The following is a 16,359-nucleotide window of genomic DNA, read 5'->3' as shown; positions in this document are numbered from 1 at the left end:
GTTCACCCCTTCGTGGATAGAGACGAAGGCATGAACACCATGATCAAGAAATTCCGCCTCGCGTCGCCCGGCCTTGTGGCCGGCACGGCGCTTGCTGCAACCCTCGCCGTGGCGGCCCTGCCCGCCTCGATGGTCGCCTTGCCGACGCCTGCCTATGCGCAGTCGGCCGGCACGCTCGACGATGCCGTCGCCGCGCTGCGCGGCATCAGCACCATGAAGGCGAGCTTCACCCAAACCGACCGCAAGGGCCAGACCGTCAGCGGCACCATGACGCTCAAGCGCCCGGGCAAGATCCGCTTCGAATATGAAAAGGGCGTGCCCCTGCTGCTTGTTTCGAACGGCAAGTCGTTCACGCTGATCGATTACGAGGTCAACCAGGTCCAGCGTTGGCCGATCGGCAATTCGCCGCTCGGGGCGCTGCTCGACCCCAATCGCGACGTGAAGAGGTACGGCAAGCTGGTGCCCAGCGCCGCGGGCGTGCTGAGCGTCGAAGTGCGCGATCCCAAGAAGCCGGAGTTCGGCGTGATCACGCTGATCTTCACCAGGAAGGCCAGCGCACCCGGCGGGTGGCAGCTGACCAACTGGGTGGCGCTCGATGCGCAGAACAATCGCACCACGGTGCGGCTCTCGAATCACCGGTACGGTGTCGCTGTGTCCGACTCGACCTTCACCTACAAGGATCCGCGCCGGACGACCCGTCGCCCGGGATAAACGCTTCGTCCGGGGAATGACGGGCTGTTGCGACAAAGCGTGACAGACCGTTCATTGCCCTGAAAGGCGCGAAGCAGTAATCTTGTTGCACAAGGCGGATGGAAGACGGGTTTCCCCCCTGTTGCCTCGTTCTTCCGCGAAGTCCCCTTGTACAACAGCGTGACGAACGCTCACATGGAACCCTCGTGCCACTTGCCCCCGGCACGGGGGTTTTTTGTGCGCCATCGGTTTTCCGCACGCCTCCGACGCGCTTGCAGGCCGCCGTCGCCGGTCCGTGGGGCAGATTACTCCCAGCCGAGCGCGGCGACGATGATGCGGTAGATCAGGTTCTGCTCGATCACCCCGCGCACCCGTTCAGCCCCCGGGCCGCGGGCGTAAAGCGCGACATCCTCGCCGGCATGGGTTTCCGATCCCCCCGGTACCAGCGCCTGCTGGCGGGCCCTGACCCCGGTTTCGGGAACCGGCCGCCCGCCTTCGGTGCCGATGGCCACAGCTCCCGGCCCATTGGCATATCCCAGGGTGGTATAGGGTTTGCCATCCGCCGCCAGGGTCGGCCCGCCGTCGGTATCGCCCCCGTCCTCGCCCCCGCCCTCCGGTGGGATGACGAGCCCGAGGATGTCGTTCCCCCGGCGCGGATAGCCGGCGATGGTGAAGACGTGGCTGTGATCGGCGGTGACGAGAATCAGCGTTTCCTCGGGATCGGTGTTGTCGATCGCCCACTGTATCGCCCGGGCGAACTCGACGGCTTCCTCCAGCGCATAACCCGCTTTGCCTTCATGGTGACCATGGTCGATCCGCCCGCTTTCGACCATCAGGTAGTAGCCGTCAGGATCCTGCCCCAGCCGCGTGACCGCTTCCCTGGTCATGTCGGTCAGCGTCGGCTCGCTGCTGTCGGGCGTGCGGTCGACGGTGTAGGCCATGTGGCTGGGCGAGAAGATGCCCAGCAGCGGCTTGCCCATCGGTGCGGCCATCATCGCGCTGGCGCTTTCGACATAGCTGCCACCGGTGCGCGCCTGCCACGCGGCAGGAAGGTCCGCCCCCGCATCGAGCCGCCTGCCGCCCTTGGTCGAGCCGAAGAAGGCTGCGCGACCGCCGCCCAGCGCCACGTCGAAATCCGTGTTCACGAGCTGCTGAGCGATATCGTCACACCCGAGGCCGCGCTGGCGTTCCGGGATGGCCGCATCCGATTCCCAGTCCCGGTCGGTGCTGCGGGCATAGACCGCCGCCGGGGTCGCATGGGTGATTCGCGCCGTACTGACGATGCCGAGCGCGAGGCCACGCGCCTTGGCCTGTTCGCTCAACAGCGCCTGTTCGTACTGCTTGCCGCTGAGGCAGTCGCCACGCCTGGCCTCGGGACCGATACCGAGGAAGCCGATCTGGGTCTTGAACCCGGTATTCATCGCACTCGCCGTTCCGGCGCTGTCGGGCACCTGGGCGTTGGTGTTGTAGGTCTTGACCAGCGCCACATGGTCGAAGGTCTCGAACGGCAGGACATATTCCTCGCCGCTCTGCCCCAGTTTTTGCCCGGCATAGATGCGTGCGGCGGTGACCGTCGAAATTCCCATCCCATCGCCAATGAACAGGATGACGTTCCTGGCCTTGCTCTCCTTTGCGCCCTGCTTCGCCACCGGCGCGGCGGCGACGCTCTCCACCGGGTCCTTGGCATAGGCCGCCCCGCAGGCGGCAAGCGGCAAGGCCAGTGCGGCAACCAGCATGGGAGTCGGCAAGATGGGTTTGGGCAGGCGCATCCGAAGTCTCCCGGTCAATTCGTTGCCGCTTGCTATCGCGGCTTTACATGACAGGAAAGCGAAAGCGCGAAAGCCTCCCTTGCCGCTGGCAATGGTGCGACCTAAGGCAGCGCCATGGTTTCGGTCACGACATGGAATATCAATTCGGTCCGCCTGCGGATGCCGATTGTCGAGCGCTTTCTGGCGGAGCAGGCCCCGGACATATTGTGCCTGCAGGAAATCAAGTGCCAGGAAAGCCAGTTCCCCTACGAGGCGTTCCGCGCGCTCGGCTACGAGCATTTCGCGGTCCACGGGCAGAAGGGCTATCACGGCGTCGCGACAGTGGGCAGGGTGCCGTTCACCGAGTTCTCGCGGTATGACTGGCAAGACAATGGCGAGGCGCGGCATGTGGGCGTCGAACTGACGCATGGCCCCGGAAAGGGCACCATCATCGAGAACGTCTATATCCCCGCCGGCGGCGACGAGCCGGATCGCACGATCAACCCGAAGTTCGGGCAAAAGCTCGACTTCCTGGAACGCATGACCCGCTGGGCCGACAAGGTCGACCGGCCGACGCTGATCGTCGGCGACTTCAACATCGCCCCGCTGGAAAGCGATGTCTGGAACCACAAGCAGCTGCTCAAGGTCGTCAGCCATACCCCGGTGGAGATCGAGACGTTGCAGCGGTTCATGGATGCGCATGGCTGGGCCGATATCGGGCGGCAGCATATCGCTGCCCCGGCGCGCTATTACAGCTGGTGGAGCTATCGCGCGAAGAACTGGCGCGACGGGGATCGCGGGCGGCGATTGGACCACATGTGGGCCAGCCCGGAACTGGCCGCACAGGCCACCGCGCACAGCGTGTTCGAGGATGCGCGCGACTGGACCCAGCCGTCCGACCATATCCCGCTGACCACGGAGTTCACCTTCTGAGCCGCCCGTCGCCTTCACGCCGGGCGGCACAGGCCATCGACGCGCTGCGGCACGGCTGGCCGATCGAGGTCGAGGGCGCGGGAACTCTCTTGCCGGTCGAAACCGCCATCGCGCGGCAGGCGACGAGCGGGCATATGCTGATCTCGGCCGCGCGCGCGGCCACTCTCAAACTCGTCAACCAGCTCGAAGCGGCAGTCCCGCACGCCCCGGTGCTCATCCGGGGAGCGGAGAGGTTCGATCTCGACCGGGCCCTGGCGGTCGCGGACCCGGCGCTGGACCTGGCCCACCCGCTCAAGGGGCCGTTCAAAGCCGATCCGCTCGAATGGCCGGAGGCCGCCGCCGCCGCGCTAGAGCTGGCGCGGATCGCCGGCATCCTGCCCGCCTTCATGGTTGCTCCCGAGCATGCGGGGGAAGCGCAGCCGGTCAGCCCCGCCGATGTCGCCGCATGGGCCGACCCGGACAAGCTGCAGATCGCCGCCCGCGCGCGCCTGCCGATTGCCACCAACGAGGATTGCGAGCTGGTGGTGTTCCGCAAGCCCGATGACATGCGCGAGCATTGCGCGCTGATCATCGGCAAGCAGATGGCAGGCAAGGTTCCGTTGGTGCGGCTCCATTCCGAATGCCTGACCGGCGATATCCTCGGCAGCCTCAAATGCGATTGCGGGCCACAGCTCGATGCGGCGCTGTCGCGCATGGCCGAGGAAGCGCAAAACGGGGGGTACGGCGTCCTGCTCTACATGCGGCAGGAAGGGCGCGGGATCGGTCTCGTCAACAAGATGCGCGCCTATCGGTTGCAAGATCAGGGGTTCGATACGATCGAGGCCAACGAGCGGCTCGGCCTGCCCGACGAAGCAAGGGATTTTACAACCGCTGCGCGGATGCTTAAACTGCTGGGTATCGGTGAGATCGGACTCCTCACCAACAACACAAGGAAAGTCGTCGCCTTGGGACAGCAAGGTATTTCGATCGCACGCCGGGTTGATCATGCGCTGCCATCCAATCCGCACAACCGCCGCTATCTCGACACCAAGCGTGACCGCGCCGGGCATCTGCTGCCGTGAGCGTCAGCATCAGGCCCGAACAAGCGGGCGACGAGCGGGCCATTCGCGCCTTGACCGATGCCGCGTTCCATTCGGCCCCCCACGCCGATGGCGACGAGGGCGAACTGGTCGAAAAATTGCGCGCCGACGGCGATCTGGTGTTGTCGCTGGTGGCCGAGAATGCCGACCGGGCGATCATCGGTCATGTCGCATTCTCACCGGTCACGGTGGAGGGGGCGAGTGGCGACTGGTATCAATTGGCACCGGTTTCGGTCATTCCCAGCGGTCAATCCGCCGGGATCGGCTCGGCGCTGATCGAGGAAGGGATCGCGCGGCTCAAGGGCAGCGGGGCGCAAGGTATCGCGCTGGTCGGCAACCCCGATTATTACAGCCGCTTCGGCTTCAGCCTCGACCACCAACTGGTGTTGTCGGAAGCGCTAGATCCCTTCCTGCAGGTGCTGCTGCTGGAGGGCGACATGCCGTCGGGCAAGCTGGTGCTTGCCCCGGCATTCGGCTGATCAGCGCCGCTCGAACAGCTTGAGGCCGGGGCCGAGGTCGTTGTCCTCGATCTTGAGGGCAGCCCCGCTCCAGTCGGCGACGAACACCGAACTGCGCTGCAGGCCGGGAACGAAACGGGCATCATTGCCCGCGATCAGCAGGCCGGCCGACGGCTGGTCGCCCTCTTCCGCTGCGACCGCGATGAAGGCGGAGTAGTTCTCCTTGTCGCGGCCCTGGACGAACCAGTTGTTGGTGATCTGGCCGACCGAACCCTGCGGCAGGTCGATCATGTAATTGGTCGAGCGCCCGGCGGAATCGTCGAAGCTGGACGATGCCACTTCGGTCACCCGGGCGCGCGATTTGACATAGTGCCCGCCGGTGCCGCGTTCGAAGCGGCTGCGGGTCACGCGCAGGCGCCCGATGGTACCGGTATAGATCGAATGCGCGCAACCACCGTCGCCCTCGCAGGTGCCGAGGCTCGAGAAGGTCGAGCGGTCTACCACCAGCGTGATGTTCGGATCATGCGCGGTCAGGATACCCTGCTGGCTGTCGACGAACCAGCTGTTGGCGACAGTCAGGTTTCCGGCTTCGAGCCGGATCCCTGCGCCGTTGAAGTCGGCCACCGCCATGTTGCGAAATACTACGCCCGAGACGCTCGCTTCGCGTCCGCGCAGCACCAGTGCGGCCTTGCCTTCGCATTCGACCCCGTCGAGGATCGCCTGGCCCGGCTGGCTGGCAAGAAACGAGACGCTGCCGGACTGCTGCACGGCACACTGGCGGTGGACACCGGGCGCGATGGCGATGGTGCCCTGGCCGTTGCCGATGGCGTCGACCGCCTGTTGCAGGCTGCCGAAGCCCTGCCCCGTTTCCACAACCGTGAAGGGCGCGGGTGCGCCTTGCGCGAACACCGCGGCGGCCGGGATCAGGGCGATGGCTGCAACGGTGATGGCACCGAGCAGCCAGTTGGAGCGGCGCGAACTGCGGGTCAGCGGAAGGCGGGCGTGGTTGTCCATGCCGCCCTGCCTAGCGAAAAAGGGTTAACGGCCTGCTAAGTTTTGCCGGCGCGCCACCTATGGGCGCCACTTCCAGCCGCCCTTGGTCCGCCTCCTCACGATGAGCGTGAAAGCAACCGATGCGAGCGCCATGCCGGTCAGGCCGAAGACCAGGCCAGCATATCCCCCGCCCGGGATAAGCAGCCCTATCCCGATCATCGCGCCGGCATAGGCAAACAGGAGAACCCAGCCCTGCCACGCAATCGGCAGGCCAGCGCCGTAGCCGTGGGCCTTGGCGGCAAACCAGTCACCTTCCTCGAAGAACTTGTGCAGCATGTTCTATTCCTCCTTGGGCGGCCTGCCGCGACGCGGCGCCTTGGTCTTGCCAGCCTCGACCCCCCGGGCCGCCAGTGCCTCGCGCAGCAGCATCTCGATCTGGGCATTGGCGCTGCGCAGTTCGGCCGCGGCCAGCCGCTCGATCGCGGCATGGACCGCCGGATCGAGCCGCAGGGGGAAGGCTTTCTTCGCAGACATCGGATCTCGTCGCCGCGCAGCGCCCTACTGATACAGCGTGCCGGTGTTGACCACCGGCTGCGCCTCGCGGTCGCCACACAGCACGACCATGAGGTTGGAAACCATCGCCGCCTTGCGCTCATCGTCCAGGTCGACGATGCCGTCTGCCCGCAGCTTGGCGAGCGCATCCTCGACCATTCCGACAGCGCCGATCACCACCTTCTTGCGCGCCGCGATCACCGCATCGGCCTGCTGGCGGCGGAGCATCGCCCCGGCGATCTCGGGCGCATAGGCGAGGTGCGTCAGCCCGGCCTCGTCGACCACAATCCCGGCCACCTGCAACCGTTCGTTGAGTTCGGCACAAAGTTCGCCATTGACCACATCGGCACTGCCGCGCAGCGTCGTTTCGTCCTCGTCGCTCATGTCGTCATAGGGGTGCCGCGCGCCGACGGTGCGCAGCCCGGCCTCGATCTGGATCTCGACGAAGGTCTTGTAATCGTCCACGTCGAACGCCGCCTGCGCCGTATCGCGCACGCGCCACACCACATTGCAGGCGATCTCGATCGGATTGCCGCGCAAATCGTTGATCTTGACCTTCTCCGAATGGACATTGTGCGCCCGCGCACTGATCTTCTTGCGCATCATCCACGGCCACACCCAGCGCAGCCCCTCGGTCCGCTCGGTCCCGCTATAGGCGCCGAACAGGGTGACGACTGCCGTCTGGTTGGGCTGGATCATGAAAAAGCCCGAAGCGAGCAGGATGATGCCCAGGATCGCCCCGATGAACATGCCGACAAAGACCAGCTTGGCAACCTTGTCTGCCCCTTCCGGCGGGATGCCGCCACTGATGAGCCAGACCGACAGCGCCGCCAACACCGCCAGAACGAGCAGCATGATATAGCCATTATACGTCTTGGCAGAGCGTTCGCTGCTGACGTTCATTCCCTGAAGCTGATTGACCATGATGGCCCTCCGTTCGATATATTTATGATATCATATTTATATCGTCCCGGAACAGAGTCAAGCGCAACCTGTCAGGTGGCCATCAGTGCCGCCGAATGCAGTCGAGGAAGCGGTCGCCATAGGCCTCGAGCTTCTTGGCTCCGACACCGCCGACCCGGCCCAGCTCAGCCAGTGTCGCAGGGCGAACCTGCGCCATTTCGCGCAAGGTCGCGTCGTGGAAGATGACATAGGGCGGCAAGCCCGCCTCGATCGCCAGATCGCGCCGCAATTCGCGCAGCGCATCGAACAGCGGGTCGCCGACCGGATTGACGCCCCCGTCACGTGACTTGCGTCCGCCGCGCGCAGGCTTGGGCGGCTTGACGATCATCACCGCCTGCTCGCCCTTGAGGATGTCCTTGGCATCGCCGCCAAGCGCAAGGCCGCCATGCTCTGTCGCGACCAGCGAACCGCGTGCCTGCAGGGCCCGGCTGACCGCGCGCAACATGGACGCCTCCTCGCTTCCGACGATCCCGAAAACGCTGAGGCCGTCGTGTCCGCGCTGGCGGATGCGCTCGTCGGCATCGCCGGTCAGCACTTTCTGGATATGGCCGAAGCCGAAGCTCTGCCCGGTGCGATAAACCGCCGAGAGCAGCTTGCGCGACAGCTCGGTCGCATCGATCACGCCGGGCGCTTCGAGGCAATTGTCGCAATTGCCGCAGCTCTGCGGCGGGTCCTCGCCGAAATGCCTGAGCAGCACCGCGCGGCGACACCCGGCCGTCTCGACCAGCGTGCTGAGCGAATCGAGCCGCTGGCGGTCGCCATCGCGGCGGTCCTCGGGCACTTCGGCGAGCCGCATCCGGGCGCGGGCAAAGTCCTCTGCACCCCACAGCATCAGCGCCAGCGAGGCGTCGCCGTCGCGCCCGGCGCGGCCGGTTTCCTGGTAATAGGCCTCGATCGACTTGGGGATGCCGGCATGCGCCACAAAGCGGACATCCGGCTTGTCGATCCCCATACCGAAAGCGATGGTCGCCACCATCACCATGTCCTCGCTCGCCACGAAGCGCGCCTGGTGATCGGACCGCTGCTGCGGCTCGAGCCCGGCATGATAGGGCAGCACTTCGCGTCCCGTCGCTGCCGCCAGCTTCTCGGCCAGCTCCTCGACCTTGCGCCGGGTCGGAGCGTAGACGATCCCCGGGCCCGGCTGCTCGCGCATCAGCGTGGTCAGCTGCCGGACCGGATTGTCGCGGTGGCGGATGGCGTAGCGGATGTTGGGCCGGTCGAACCCGGCGACGATCAGGCCGTCCTGCGGGATGCCCAGCTGTTCGAGGATATCGGCCCGTGTATGATGGTCCGCAGTCGCCGTCAGCGCCAGGCGCGCGACATCGCCGAAGCGGTCCATCAATGGGCGCAGCTGGCGATAGTCGGGGCGGAAGTCGTGCCCCCATTCGGAAACGCAATGCGCTTCGTCGATGGCGAACAGGCTGACCGGCGCAGCGGTCAGCAAATCGCAGAAACTGGACTGGCTGGCACGTTCCGGTGCGACATACAGCAAGTCGAGCTCGCCGCTGCGGAACGCGTCCATCGTCTCGCGCCAGTCGGTATCGACACTGGTAAGCGTCGCAGCACGGATGCCGTTGGCGCGGGCCGCGCGCAGCTGGTCGTGCATCAGCGCGATCAGTGGCGAGATGACCACGCAGGTGCCGTCAAGCATGGTCGCGGGCAGCTGGTAGGTGAGCGACTTGCCCGCACCGGTCGGCATGACGGCGAGCGTCGACTGGCCCGCCAGCACGCGCTCGATCACCTCCGGCTGGCGACCGCGGAAATCGTCATAGCCGAACAGCGCGCGCAGGCGTTCGCGGGCTTTGTCGAGCCGGGCAATTTCGAGGGAAGCAACCACAGGTCCGCCATGGCACAGGCAGCCCGGCAGGCAAACGCGAACGGCGCACTTTTCCCTTGGCCTCGCCAATCCTCGCCCGCTAGGGTCGGGAAAACTGCAGTCAGGAGAACCGCCATGAATACCGCTTTTCGCTTCGGCCTCGTCGTCGCCGGATCGCTTGCCCTCGCCGCCTGCGGCAGTTCGGACGATGTCTCTGAAGACACCACCGCCGAGAGCGTGGAAGTGATCGCCGAGGAAACCATGGAACCGGTCACCGAAGGGCCGGTGGAAGACACCGCTGTCGCGCCCCAACCTGTAGAAGAGGAGCAGGACATTTCTCCGGTCGAGATCAAGTCGAACACCGAGCAGAGCGAAGAGGCGGCTGCTCTGGCCGCCGAAATCCAGGCCGAACTCGCCAAGGGCAACGAACCGGCGACCGGCGCGGCCGAGCCGGTCGAAGAATAGGTCCGGTGCGGTTCGGCTTCATGGGCAGGCATCGCCTGGCTTGCGCTGCGGTGATGCTGGCGCTGCTGTCCGCTTGCGGCCCGGGCGAGAACGACCCTGGCCCGGGAGGCGTGACCGTGGGCGAAGCGAAGGCGCTCGATGAGGCCGCTGAAATGCTGGAGGAGCGCAAGCTGCCTCCCGAGGCTCTTGATCCGAGCCCGCAGCCGGAAGCTGGCGAGGCCGCCGCTGCCGACGCGGCACCGACAGAACAATTACCTTGAGAGGAACGAGCCCGATGGCCGACAACGGGATGGACCCCGAGATCTTCGAACAGTTTATCGAGCAGCTCGAACGCTATGTCCGCGAGCGGCTGATCCCGGCGGAAAAGGACGTCATCGCCAATGACCGCATCCCGGACGAGATCGTCCAGGAGATGAAGGAGATGGGGCTGTTCGGCCTGACCGTGCCCGAGGAATATGGCGGTGCGGGGCTCAACACCTCGCAATATGCGCGGGTCGTCAATACGATGGCCTATGCTGCCCCTGCCTATCGCTCGATCTTCTCGATCAATGTCGGCATGTTCAATTCCGCGATCAAGAACGGCGCGACCGAGGCCCAGAAGGCCGAATGGTGGCCGCGCATCGCCGCCGGCGAGATCGCCTGCTTTGGCCTGACCGAGCCGGGCAGCGGGTCCGACAGCGCCGCCATGGCCACCACCGCGCGGCCCGATCCGTCGGGGAATGGCTGGATCCTCAACGGTTCGAAACGCTACATCACCAACGCCCCGCATGCCGATGTCGCGCTGATCATGGCGCGCACGGAGAAGGAAGCGCTGCCCAAGAACGCCCATGTCAGTGCCTTTATCGTGCCCATGAACACGCCGGGCGTCTCGACCGGCAGCCCCGACAAGAAGATGGGCCAGGAAGGCAGCCATATCTCCGACATCATGCTCGACGACGTGCATGTTCCGGGCGAGGCGCTGCTCGGCGGCGAGACCGGCAAGGGCTTCATCTTCGCGATGAAGAGCCTCGACAACGGCAGGATTTCGGTGGGTGCCGCAGCGGCCGGCTATGCCCGCCGCGCGCTCGACAGCGCGCTGCGCTATGCCAACGAGCGCAAGGCCTTCGGCGAACCGATCGCCAATTTCCAGCTGATCCAGCAGATGCTGGCCGAAAGCGAGATGGAGATCTACGCCGCCGAAGCGATGATGAAGGACGTTTGCGAACGCGCCGACCGGGGCGAGAACATCCTGCGCAAGGCGGCGGCCTTCAAGGTCTTCTCGTCCGAAATGTGCGGCCGCGTGGTCGACCGGGTGGTGCAGATCTATGGCGGCGCCGGATACCTCGCCGAATACGATGCCGAACGCTTCTTCCGCGATGCGCGCATCTATCGCATCTACGAAGGCACGACGCAGATCCTCTATCTCCAGATCGCCAAGCACATGCTGCGCGACTGGTCGGCGCAGAACGGCTGAGCGCAGATGTACAAGCTGCTGAGCGACCTCTCGATCATCGAGGTGTCGAGCTTCGTCGCGTCGCCCACCATCGGGCTCTATTGCGCCCAGATGGGTGCGGAAGTCATCCGCGTCGACCACAAGGCCGGCGGGCTCGACTATGATCGCTACCTGCTGACCAAAGAGGGCCGTTCGCTCAGCTGGGAGAACCTCAACCGGGGCAAGAAGTCGGTCGCGCTCGACCTGCAATCGGGCGAAGGACGCGAGCTGCTGGTCGAACTGGCGCGGGTGACCGGCCAGGTCGTCACCAATCTGCCGGAGAAGAGCTTCCTCAGCCATGCCGCGATGAGCGACCCTGCCTTGGGGGGCAGACCCGATCTGGTCTCGGTCCGCATCATGGGCTGGCACGACGGGCGGCAGGCAATGGATTTCACCGTCAACGCCGCAACCGGCTATCCGCTGATGTGCGGGCCGGAGGACTGGGACCCCAAGACCGCGCCCCCGGTCAACCAGGTGCTCCCGGCGTGGGACTTCATCACCGGGGCTTACGGTGCCTTCGCCCTGCTCGCCGCACTGCGCCACCGCGATGCCACCGGCGAAGGCAGCGAGGTGCGCGTGCCGCTGGGCGATGTGGCTGTGGGCACCTTCGCCAACAGCGGCTCGATGGCGGAAATGCTCTATCGCGGCAGCGACCGCGAGCGGCTCGGCAATGCCATATGGGGCGCGTTCGGACGCGATTTCCGCACCAGCGACGGGGTCCGCTTCATGGTCGCCGCGCTGACGCCCAAGCAATGGACCGGGCTGCTCGCCGCCTTCGGAGTCGAGAGCGAGGTCGCTGCGCTGGAGCAGGAACTGGGCGTACGCTTCGCCGACGGCGACACCCCGCGCTTCGTCAATCGCCACCGCCTGTTCGATGTGTTCCAACAGGCCGCAGCCGGGTTCGACTGGGCAGAGCTGTCCGCCCGCATGAGCGCGCAAGGCTGCACCTACGAGCGTTACCGCACGATGCACGAGGCGGCGAACGATCCGCAGCTGGTGACGAACAATCCGCTGTTCGGTCCTTCGCCGGCCAACCCCTCCGGTTTCGAATACCCTGCCACCCGCAGCTTCGCCAATTTGCCCGAGAAGGACGTCGGCGACCCGCTTCCCGCACCTTACCTGGGCCAGCATAGCGAGGAAGTGCTGGCCGAGCGGCTGGGCCTCTCGTCCGGTGCCATTGCCAAGCTGGTGGACGCGGGGACCGTTCGCCTGTCCGACAAGGAATAGACCATGACCAATCGCCGCGTTGCTATCTGCACACCCCTACGCACGGCAGTCGGCAAGTTTGGCGGTGCACTTGCCCCGCTCGATGCGGGCGCGCTGGGGGCCGTCATTCTCAAGGCACTGATCGAGCGCAGCGGGATCGATCCCGAGCGTGTCGATGACGTCGTGTTCAGCCAGGGCTATGGCAATGCCGAGGCTCCGGCCATCGGCCACTGGAGCTGGCTCGCCGCCGGCCTGCCGCTGGAAGTGCCGGGCTACCAGCTCGACCGGCGCTGCGGCTCGGGCGTGCAGGCCATCGCCAATGCCGCGATGATGGTGCAGACCGGCATGGCCGACGTGGTGGTCGCGGGCGGCTGCGAGAGCATGTCCAATGTCGAGCACTACACCACCGCCCTGCGCGGCGGGGTGCGGGCGGGCGACATGGTGCTGCATGACCGCCTCTCGCGGGGCCGGCTGATGAGCCAGCCGATCGCACGCTTCGGCGTCATCACCGGCATGATCGAGACGGCGGAGAACCTTGCCAAGGATTATGTCATCACCCGCGAGGAAGCCGATGCCTTTGCCGTCCGCTCGCATCAGAATGCCGCCAAAGCCTGGGCGGAGCGCAAGTTCGCCGACCATCTTGTCCCGGTCGAGATCCCCCAACGCAAGGGCGATCCGGTCGTGTTCGACCACGACGAGGGTTACCGCGCCGATGCCAGCATGGAGACGCTCGGCGCCCTGCGCGCCATCGACCTCAAGCGCGATCCCGAAGCCATCGTCACCGCCGGCAACGCCAGCCAGCAGAACGATGCGGCGGCCGCCTGCCTGGTGGTGGCGGAGGACAAGCTCGAGGAAATGGGCCTCACCCCGTCGCTGTGGTTCCACGGCTGGGCGGCGGCGGGCTGCGATCCCAGCCGCATGGGCATCGGCCCGGTCCCGGCGGTCGAGCGGCTGTTTGCGCGCACGGGCATGGGCTGGGACGATATCGGCCTGATCGAACTCAACGAGGCTTTCGCCCCGCAGGCGCTGGCGGTGCTCAAGGGCTGGGGCTTCAGCGCCGACGACAGCCGCCGCGCAATTGTCAACGTCAACGGCTCGGGCATTTCGCTCGGCCATCCGATCGGTGCGACCGGCGGGCGGATCCTTGCCGACATGGCGGCCGAAATGCACCGCCGCGAGGTGCGCTTCGGGCTCGAGACCATGTGCATCGGCGGCGGCCAGGGCATCGCGGCAATCTTTGAGCGGGCGGCCTGATGGGCCAGTGGGACAGCTGGATCGGGCGCGAGGTCCGGCAGAGCGACCGGCTCGACGAGGCGCTCGCCGCCCGCTGGCTGGCGACCTTCGATCTAGTAAGGCCGCAGCCAGCACTCATGCCGCAGGGGATCCACTTCGCGCTCTGCACGCCCGAAGCGCCGACGAGGCGTCTGGGCCTCGACGGTCACCCGAGCCGTGACGATTCGCCGCAAAGCTTCTTTCCGCCAGTGTCGCAGCCCCGCCGGATGTGGGCCGCGAGCGATATCCGGTTTCGCGCCCCGCTGGCCATCGGAGCGGTCGTTTCGCGGACCAGCCGGATCGTCTCGATCACGGAGAGGGACGGGGCCAGCGGGCAACTCGTGTTCGTCGAGGTCGAACACGAAACGTCCGCCAATGGCACTCTGTCGGTGATCGAGAAGCAGACGCTGGTGTACCGCGATGAGGCCGCGCCCGATGCGCCGCTCAGCCCGCCGGAGCCCGGCCAAGGCAGCTTCGACGGGACAGGCTGGGATCGCACCCGCACCCTCACGCCATCGGAGACGCTGCTGTTCCGCTATTCGGCGCTGACCTTCAATACCCACCGCATCCATTACGATCTGCCCTATGCGCGCGATGTGGAGCGCTATCGCGGGCTGGTGGTGCACGGCCCGCTGATTGCATCGCTGCTGCTGCAACTGGCGGCGGAGGAGTTTGGCGACAACCGCCTCACCCGCTTCAACTTTCGCGCCGTCAGCCCCGCGATCTGCGGCGAACCGCTGACACTGGCGCTCAGGCAGTCGGGCGACGGGATCGAACTCGGCTCGTTCGCCAGCGACGGGCGGCAGACGGTGAAGGCGACGGCTTCGCTGGCCTAATCGAGAGGGAAATCCTCGATGGGTTGCAGCACGCCGAACCGCTCCTTCTGCGGCTCTCGGCCCAGCTCGGGAAAGTCGAGCGGCTCGGGCTCCGCATGCGTATCCGGCAGCCGTTCGAGCAAGTCGCGCACCAGCGTCAGCCGCCCGCGCTTCTGGTCGTTGAAGTCGACCAGCGTCCACGGCGCATGGTCGGTATGCGTTGCCTTCAGCATGGCTTCGCGCGCCTCGGTGTAGGCGTCGTATTTCTCGCGCGCGGCCAGATCGATCGGCGAGAGCTTCCAGCGCTTGAGCGGGTCATCGAGCCGTTCCCTCAGCCGCTCTTCCTGCTTGTCCTGGTCGGTCGTCAGCCAGTATTTGAACAGCAGGATACCGTCATCGACCAGCATCCGTTCGAACCGAGGCGCGTCGCGCAGGAACGCCTCGACCTGCGCGTCGGTCGCATAGCCCATGACTTTTTCGACCCCGGCACGGTTGTACCAGCTGCGGTCGAACAGCACGATCTCGCCCGCGCTCGGCAGATGCGGGACATAGCGCTGGAAATACCACTGCGTCTGCTCCGCCTCTGTCGGCTTGGCCAGCGCCACTATGTGGCACTGGCGCGGATTGAGCCGTTCGCTGACCGTCCGGATAGCCCCGCCCTTGCCTGCCGTATCGCGCCCTTCGAACAGGACGCAGATGCGCGCGCCGCTGGCTTTGGCCCAGCGCGCCATACCGACGAGTTCCTGTTCCATCGGCTCCAGCAGAGCCTCGTACCGCTTCTTCTTCAGTCTATCCAAAGCGCGCTCCCCAATTGAAAAATTGCACCCAGCGTGCTATTGGTTACAACTGAAACCATGGCTTCTCTCGCACACCCTCCGCAGGATTTCAGCATCCTGCCCGAATTGCCGGCGGATGTCTTCACCGCGCCGCTCAAGCGCCCGGCGCATGTCGGCGAGGACTGGCTCGAGCCTGCCCAGACTGTGTACACGAGCGAGGAAGACCAGATCTGGAAAGACCTGTTCGCGCGCCAGATGGAGGTTCTGCCCGGCCGCGCCGCCAGCGCATTCATGGCAGGGCTCGAAAAGCTCGATCTCAGCGGCGGCGTGCCGGAGTTCGGCAGGCTCAGCGAGAATCTGGGCGCAATGACGGGCTGGAGCGTCGTCCCGGTGCCGATGCTGATCCCCGATCACGTGTTCTTCTGGCACTTGGCCAACCGGCGGTTCCCGGCGGGCAATTTCATCCGCACCCGCGAAACCTTCGACTACATCCAGGAACCGGACGTGTTCCACGACGTGTTCGGCCATGTGCCGATGCTGACCGATCCGGTCTTTGCCGATTACATGCAGGAATATGGCAAGGCCGGGTGGAAGGCGATGCGTTACAACCACTTGAAGGCGCTGGGCGCGCTCTACTGGTACACCGTCGAGTTCGGCCTGATCGAGGAAGCTCCCGATGTCGTGCGGGCCTATGGTGCAGGCATCCTGTCAGGCCCGACCGAGGCAGTGTTCTCGGTCGAGGCGCAAAGCCCCAACCGTATCATGCTCAACGTCGACCGGGTCATGCGCACCGATTACGCCATCGACGATTTGCAGCCGACCTATTTCGTGATCGAGAGTTTCGAGGATCTCTACCGCCAGACGGTCGAGCGCGATTTCGACCGGCTGTACCGCAGCCTGCCGGCCAGCTTCACCTATGCCAATTCGGCGGTGATCGACGTCGACAACGTGCTGCACTGCGGCACGCAGGAATACTGGCTGCGCGGCGGCAGGGGTTCCGGCGCGTTGCCGGTCTGAAACAATTCTTCCAGACGTGATGAAAACGGGGCCGGTGGAGGCCCCGCAAGGCCGGAAGCGAAGTCAAAGACGCAGCTGGCCGACGGCCACCTGCAAGGCCGTCCT

The 16,359-nt window shown here is 65.8% G+C and carries 18 protein-coding genes; 11 read left to right on the top strand and 7 right to left on the bottom strand.

All coding sequences use genetic code 11. The features are described 5' to 3' along the window. The first annotated feature begins 30 nt into the window (after nt 1–30). Nucleotides 31–711, top strand: coding sequence for an outer membrane lipoprotein carrier protein LolA (locus LY632_RS03660; protein WP_234092452.1), 681 nt, complete (start codon nt 31–33; stop codon nt 709–711). 284 nt (nt 712–995) lie between these two features. Here LY632_RS03660 and LY632_RS03655 read toward each other — a convergent pair whose 3' ends face one another. Beyond that, nucleotides 996–2,459 (bottom strand): alkaline phosphatase, encoded by a 1,464-nt coding sequence (locus tag LY632_RS03655; RefSeq protein ID WP_234092451.1) that lies wholly within the window; start codon nt 2,457–2,459, stop codon nt 996–998. A gap of 114 nt (nt 2,460–2,573) precedes the next feature. Here LY632_RS03655 and LY632_RS03650 point away from each other — a divergent pair, with 114 nt between their 5' ends. The 3 genes from LY632_RS03650 to LY632_RS03640 are packed head-to-tail and all read left to right on the top strand — an operon-like array spanning nt 2,574 to nt 4,929. Next, complete coding sequence (locus LY632_RS03650) at nt 2,574–3,371, top strand: exodeoxyribonuclease III (RefSeq protein ID WP_234092450.1); 798 nt, start codon at nt 2,574–2,576, stop codon at nt 3,369–3,371. 35 nt (nt 3,372–3,406) lie between these two features. Further along, nucleotides 3,407–4,432, top strand: coding sequence for a GTP cyclohydrolase II (gene ribA, locus LY632_RS03645; protein WP_234093321.1), 1,026 nt, complete (start codon nt 3,407–3,409; stop codon nt 4,430–4,432). After that, nucleotides 4,429–4,929 (top strand): GNAT family N-acetyltransferase, encoded by a 501-nt coding sequence (locus LY632_RS03640; RefSeq protein ID WP_234092449.1) that lies wholly within the window; start codon nt 4,429–4,431, stop codon nt 4,927–4,929. Before ribA ends, LY632_RS03640 begins: the two co-directional genes overlap by 4 nt. On the opposite strand, the gene LY632_RS03635 is transcribed toward LY632_RS03640, so the two are convergent. The 5 genes from LY632_RS03635 to recQ form a co-directional block, all read right to left on the bottom strand. Beyond that, nucleotides 4,930–5,922, bottom strand: a complete 993-nt coding sequence (locus tag LY632_RS03635; protein ID WP_234092448.1) for a right-handed parallel beta-helix repeat-containing protein — start codon at nt 5,920–5,922, stop codon at nt 4,930–4,932. 57 nt (nt 5,923–5,979) lie between these two features. Further along, the gene (locus LY632_RS03630; protein ID WP_234092447.1) at nt 5,980–6,237 is read right to left on the bottom strand and encodes a hypothetical protein; all 258 of its coding nucleotides are present in this window, start codon (nt 6,235–6,237) and stop codon (nt 5,980–5,982) included. A 3-nt stretch (nt 6,238–6,240) separates the two neighbouring features. Continuing rightward, nucleotides 6,241–6,435: a toxin-antitoxin system HicB family antitoxin gene (locus LY632_RS03625; protein WP_234092446.1), complete on the bottom strand. Its 195-nt coding sequence runs from the start codon at nt 6,433–6,435 to the stop codon at nt 6,241–6,243. A gap of 24 nt (nt 6,436–6,459) precedes the next feature. Beyond that, complete coding sequence (locus tag LY632_RS03620; protein WP_234092445.1) at nt 6,460–7,377, bottom strand: SPFH domain-containing protein; 918 nt, start codon at nt 7,375–7,377, stop codon at nt 6,460–6,462. 82 nt (nt 7,378–7,459) lie between these two features. Next, on the bottom strand, nt 7,460–9,253 hold the full coding sequence (recQ, locus tag LY632_RS03615; protein ID WP_234092444.1) for a DNA helicase RecQ: 1,794 nt from the start codon (nt 9,251–9,253) through the stop codon (nt 7,460–7,462). Nucleotides 9,254–9,367: 114 nt separating this feature from the next. Here recQ and LY632_RS03610 point away from each other — a divergent pair, with 114 nt between their 5' ends. From LY632_RS03610 to LY632_RS03585, 6 genes are read left to right on the top strand one after another with little or no spacing between them, the layout of a single operon-like run. Beyond that, nucleotides 9,368–9,697 carry a hypothetical protein gene (locus LY632_RS03610; protein WP_234092443.1) on the top strand — a complete coding sequence of 110 codons (330 nt, stop codon included), beginning with the start codon at nt 9,368–9,370 and terminating at the stop codon, nt 9,695–9,697. Nucleotides 9,698–9,717: 20 nt separating this feature from the next. Further along, nucleotides 9,718–9,957: a hypothetical protein gene (locus LY632_RS03605; protein WP_234092442.1), complete on the top strand. Its 240-nt coding sequence runs from the start codon at nt 9,718–9,720 to the stop codon at nt 9,955–9,957. A 14-nt stretch (nt 9,958–9,971) separates the two neighbouring features. Beyond that, a complete protein-coding gene (locus LY632_RS03600) occupies nt 9,972–11,150 on the top strand; it encodes an acyl-CoA dehydrogenase family protein (protein WP_234092441.1) in 1,179 nt (392 codons plus the stop codon). A gap of 6 nt (nt 11,151–11,156) precedes the next feature. Continuing rightward, nucleotides 11,157–12,395 carry a CoA transferase gene (locus LY632_RS03595; protein ID WP_234092440.1) on the top strand — a complete coding sequence of 413 codons (1,239 nt, stop codon included), beginning with the start codon at nt 11,157–11,159 and terminating at the stop codon, nt 12,393–12,395. 3 nt (nt 12,396–12,398) lie between these two features. Continuing rightward, nucleotides 12,399–13,628, top strand: a complete 1,230-nt coding sequence (locus LY632_RS03590; protein WP_234092439.1) for an acetyl-CoA C-acetyltransferase — start codon at nt 12,399–12,401, stop codon at nt 13,626–13,628. Continuing rightward, on the top strand, nt 13,628–14,482 hold the full coding sequence (locus LY632_RS03585; protein ID WP_234092438.1) for a MaoC family dehydratase N-terminal domain-containing protein: 855 nt from the start codon (nt 13,628–13,630) through the stop codon (nt 14,480–14,482). Before LY632_RS03590 ends, LY632_RS03585 begins: the two co-directional genes overlap by 1 nt. On the opposite strand, the gene ppk2 is transcribed toward LY632_RS03585, so the two are convergent. Continuing rightward, nucleotides 14,479–15,213, bottom strand: coding sequence for a polyphosphate kinase 2 (ppk2, locus tag LY632_RS03580; protein ID WP_234093319.1), 735 nt, complete (start codon nt 15,211–15,213; stop codon nt 14,479–14,481). The genes LY632_RS03585 and ppk2 overlap by 4 nt on opposite strands. Before the next feature lie 102 nt (nt 15,214–15,315). On the opposite strand from ppk2, the gene phhA reads away from it, so the two are divergent. Continuing rightward, entirely contained in the window at nt 15,316–16,254 is a 939-nt protein-coding gene (gene phhA / locus LY632_RS03575) for a phenylalanine 4-monooxygenase (protein WP_234092437.1), read from the top strand. Nucleotides 16,255–16,359 lie beyond the last annotated feature (105 nt).

Source organism: Erythrobacter sp. SDW2 (assembly GCF_021431965.1).
In the GTDB taxonomy this organism is placed as follows: Bacteria; Pseudomonadota; Alphaproteobacteria; order Sphingomonadales; family Sphingomonadaceae; genus Parerythrobacter.
The sequence above is the reverse complement of the archived record's forward strand: the minus strand, read 5'-3'. Positions and strand labels throughout refer to the sequence as shown.

Bases quoted from the DNA above. Each gene is read 5' to 3' on its own strand.
- LY632_RS03660 (WP_234092452.1), top strand. From the start codon at position 31: ATGAACACCATGATCAAGAAATTCCGCCTCGCGTCGCCCGGCCTTGTG.
- LY632_RS03655 (WP_234092451.1), bottom strand. From the start codon at position 2,459: ATGCGCCTGCCCAAACCCATCTTGCCGACTCCCATGCTGGTTGCCGCA.
- LY632_RS03650 (WP_234092450.1), top strand. From the start codon at position 2,574: ATGGTTTCGGTCACGACATGGAATATCAATTCGGTCCGCCTGCGGATG.
- LY632_RS03635 (WP_234092448.1), bottom strand. From the start codon at position 5,922: ATGGACAACCACGCCCGCCTTCCGCTGACCCGCAGTTCGCGCCGCTCC.
- LY632_RS03630 (WP_234092447.1), bottom strand. From the start codon at position 6,237: ATGCTGCACAAGTTCTTCGAGGAAGGTGACTGGTTTGCCGCCAAGGCC.
- LY632_RS03625 (WP_234092446.1), bottom strand. From the start codon at position 6,435: ATGTCTGCGAAGAAAGCCTTCCCCCTGCGGCTCGATCCGGCGGTCCAT.
- LY632_RS03620 (WP_234092445.1), bottom strand. From the start codon at position 7,377: ATGGTCAATCAGCTTCAGGGAATGAACGTCAGCAGCGAACGCTCTGCC.
- LY632_RS03610 (WP_234092443.1), top strand. From the start codon at position 9,368: ATGAATACCGCTTTTCGCTTCGGCCTCGTCGTCGCCGGATCGCTTGCC.
- LY632_RS03605 (WP_234092442.1), top strand. From the start codon at position 9,718: ATGGGCAGGCATCGCCTGGCTTGCGCTGCGGTGATGCTGGCGCTGCTG.
- LY632_RS03600 (WP_234092441.1), top strand. From the start codon at position 9,972: ATGGCCGACAACGGGATGGACCCCGAGATCTTCGAACAGTTTATCGAG.
- LY632_RS03595 (WP_234092440.1), top strand. From the start codon at position 11,157: ATGTACAAGCTGCTGAGCGACCTCTCGATCATCGAGGTGTCGAGCTTC.
- LY632_RS03590 (WP_234092439.1), top strand. From the start codon at position 12,399: ATGACCAATCGCCGCGTTGCTATCTGCACACCCCTACGCACGGCAGTC.
- LY632_RS03585 (WP_234092438.1), top strand. From the start codon at position 13,628: ATGGGCCAGTGGGACAGCTGGATCGGGCGCGAGGTCCGGCAGAGCGAC.
- ppk2 (WP_234093319.1), bottom strand. From the start codon at position 15,213: ATGGAACAGGAACTCGTCGGTATGGCGCGCTGGGCCAAAGCCAGCGGC.
- phhA (WP_234092437.1), top strand. From the start codon at position 15,316: ATGGCTTCTCTCGCACACCCTCCGCAGGATTTCAGCATCCTGCCCGAA.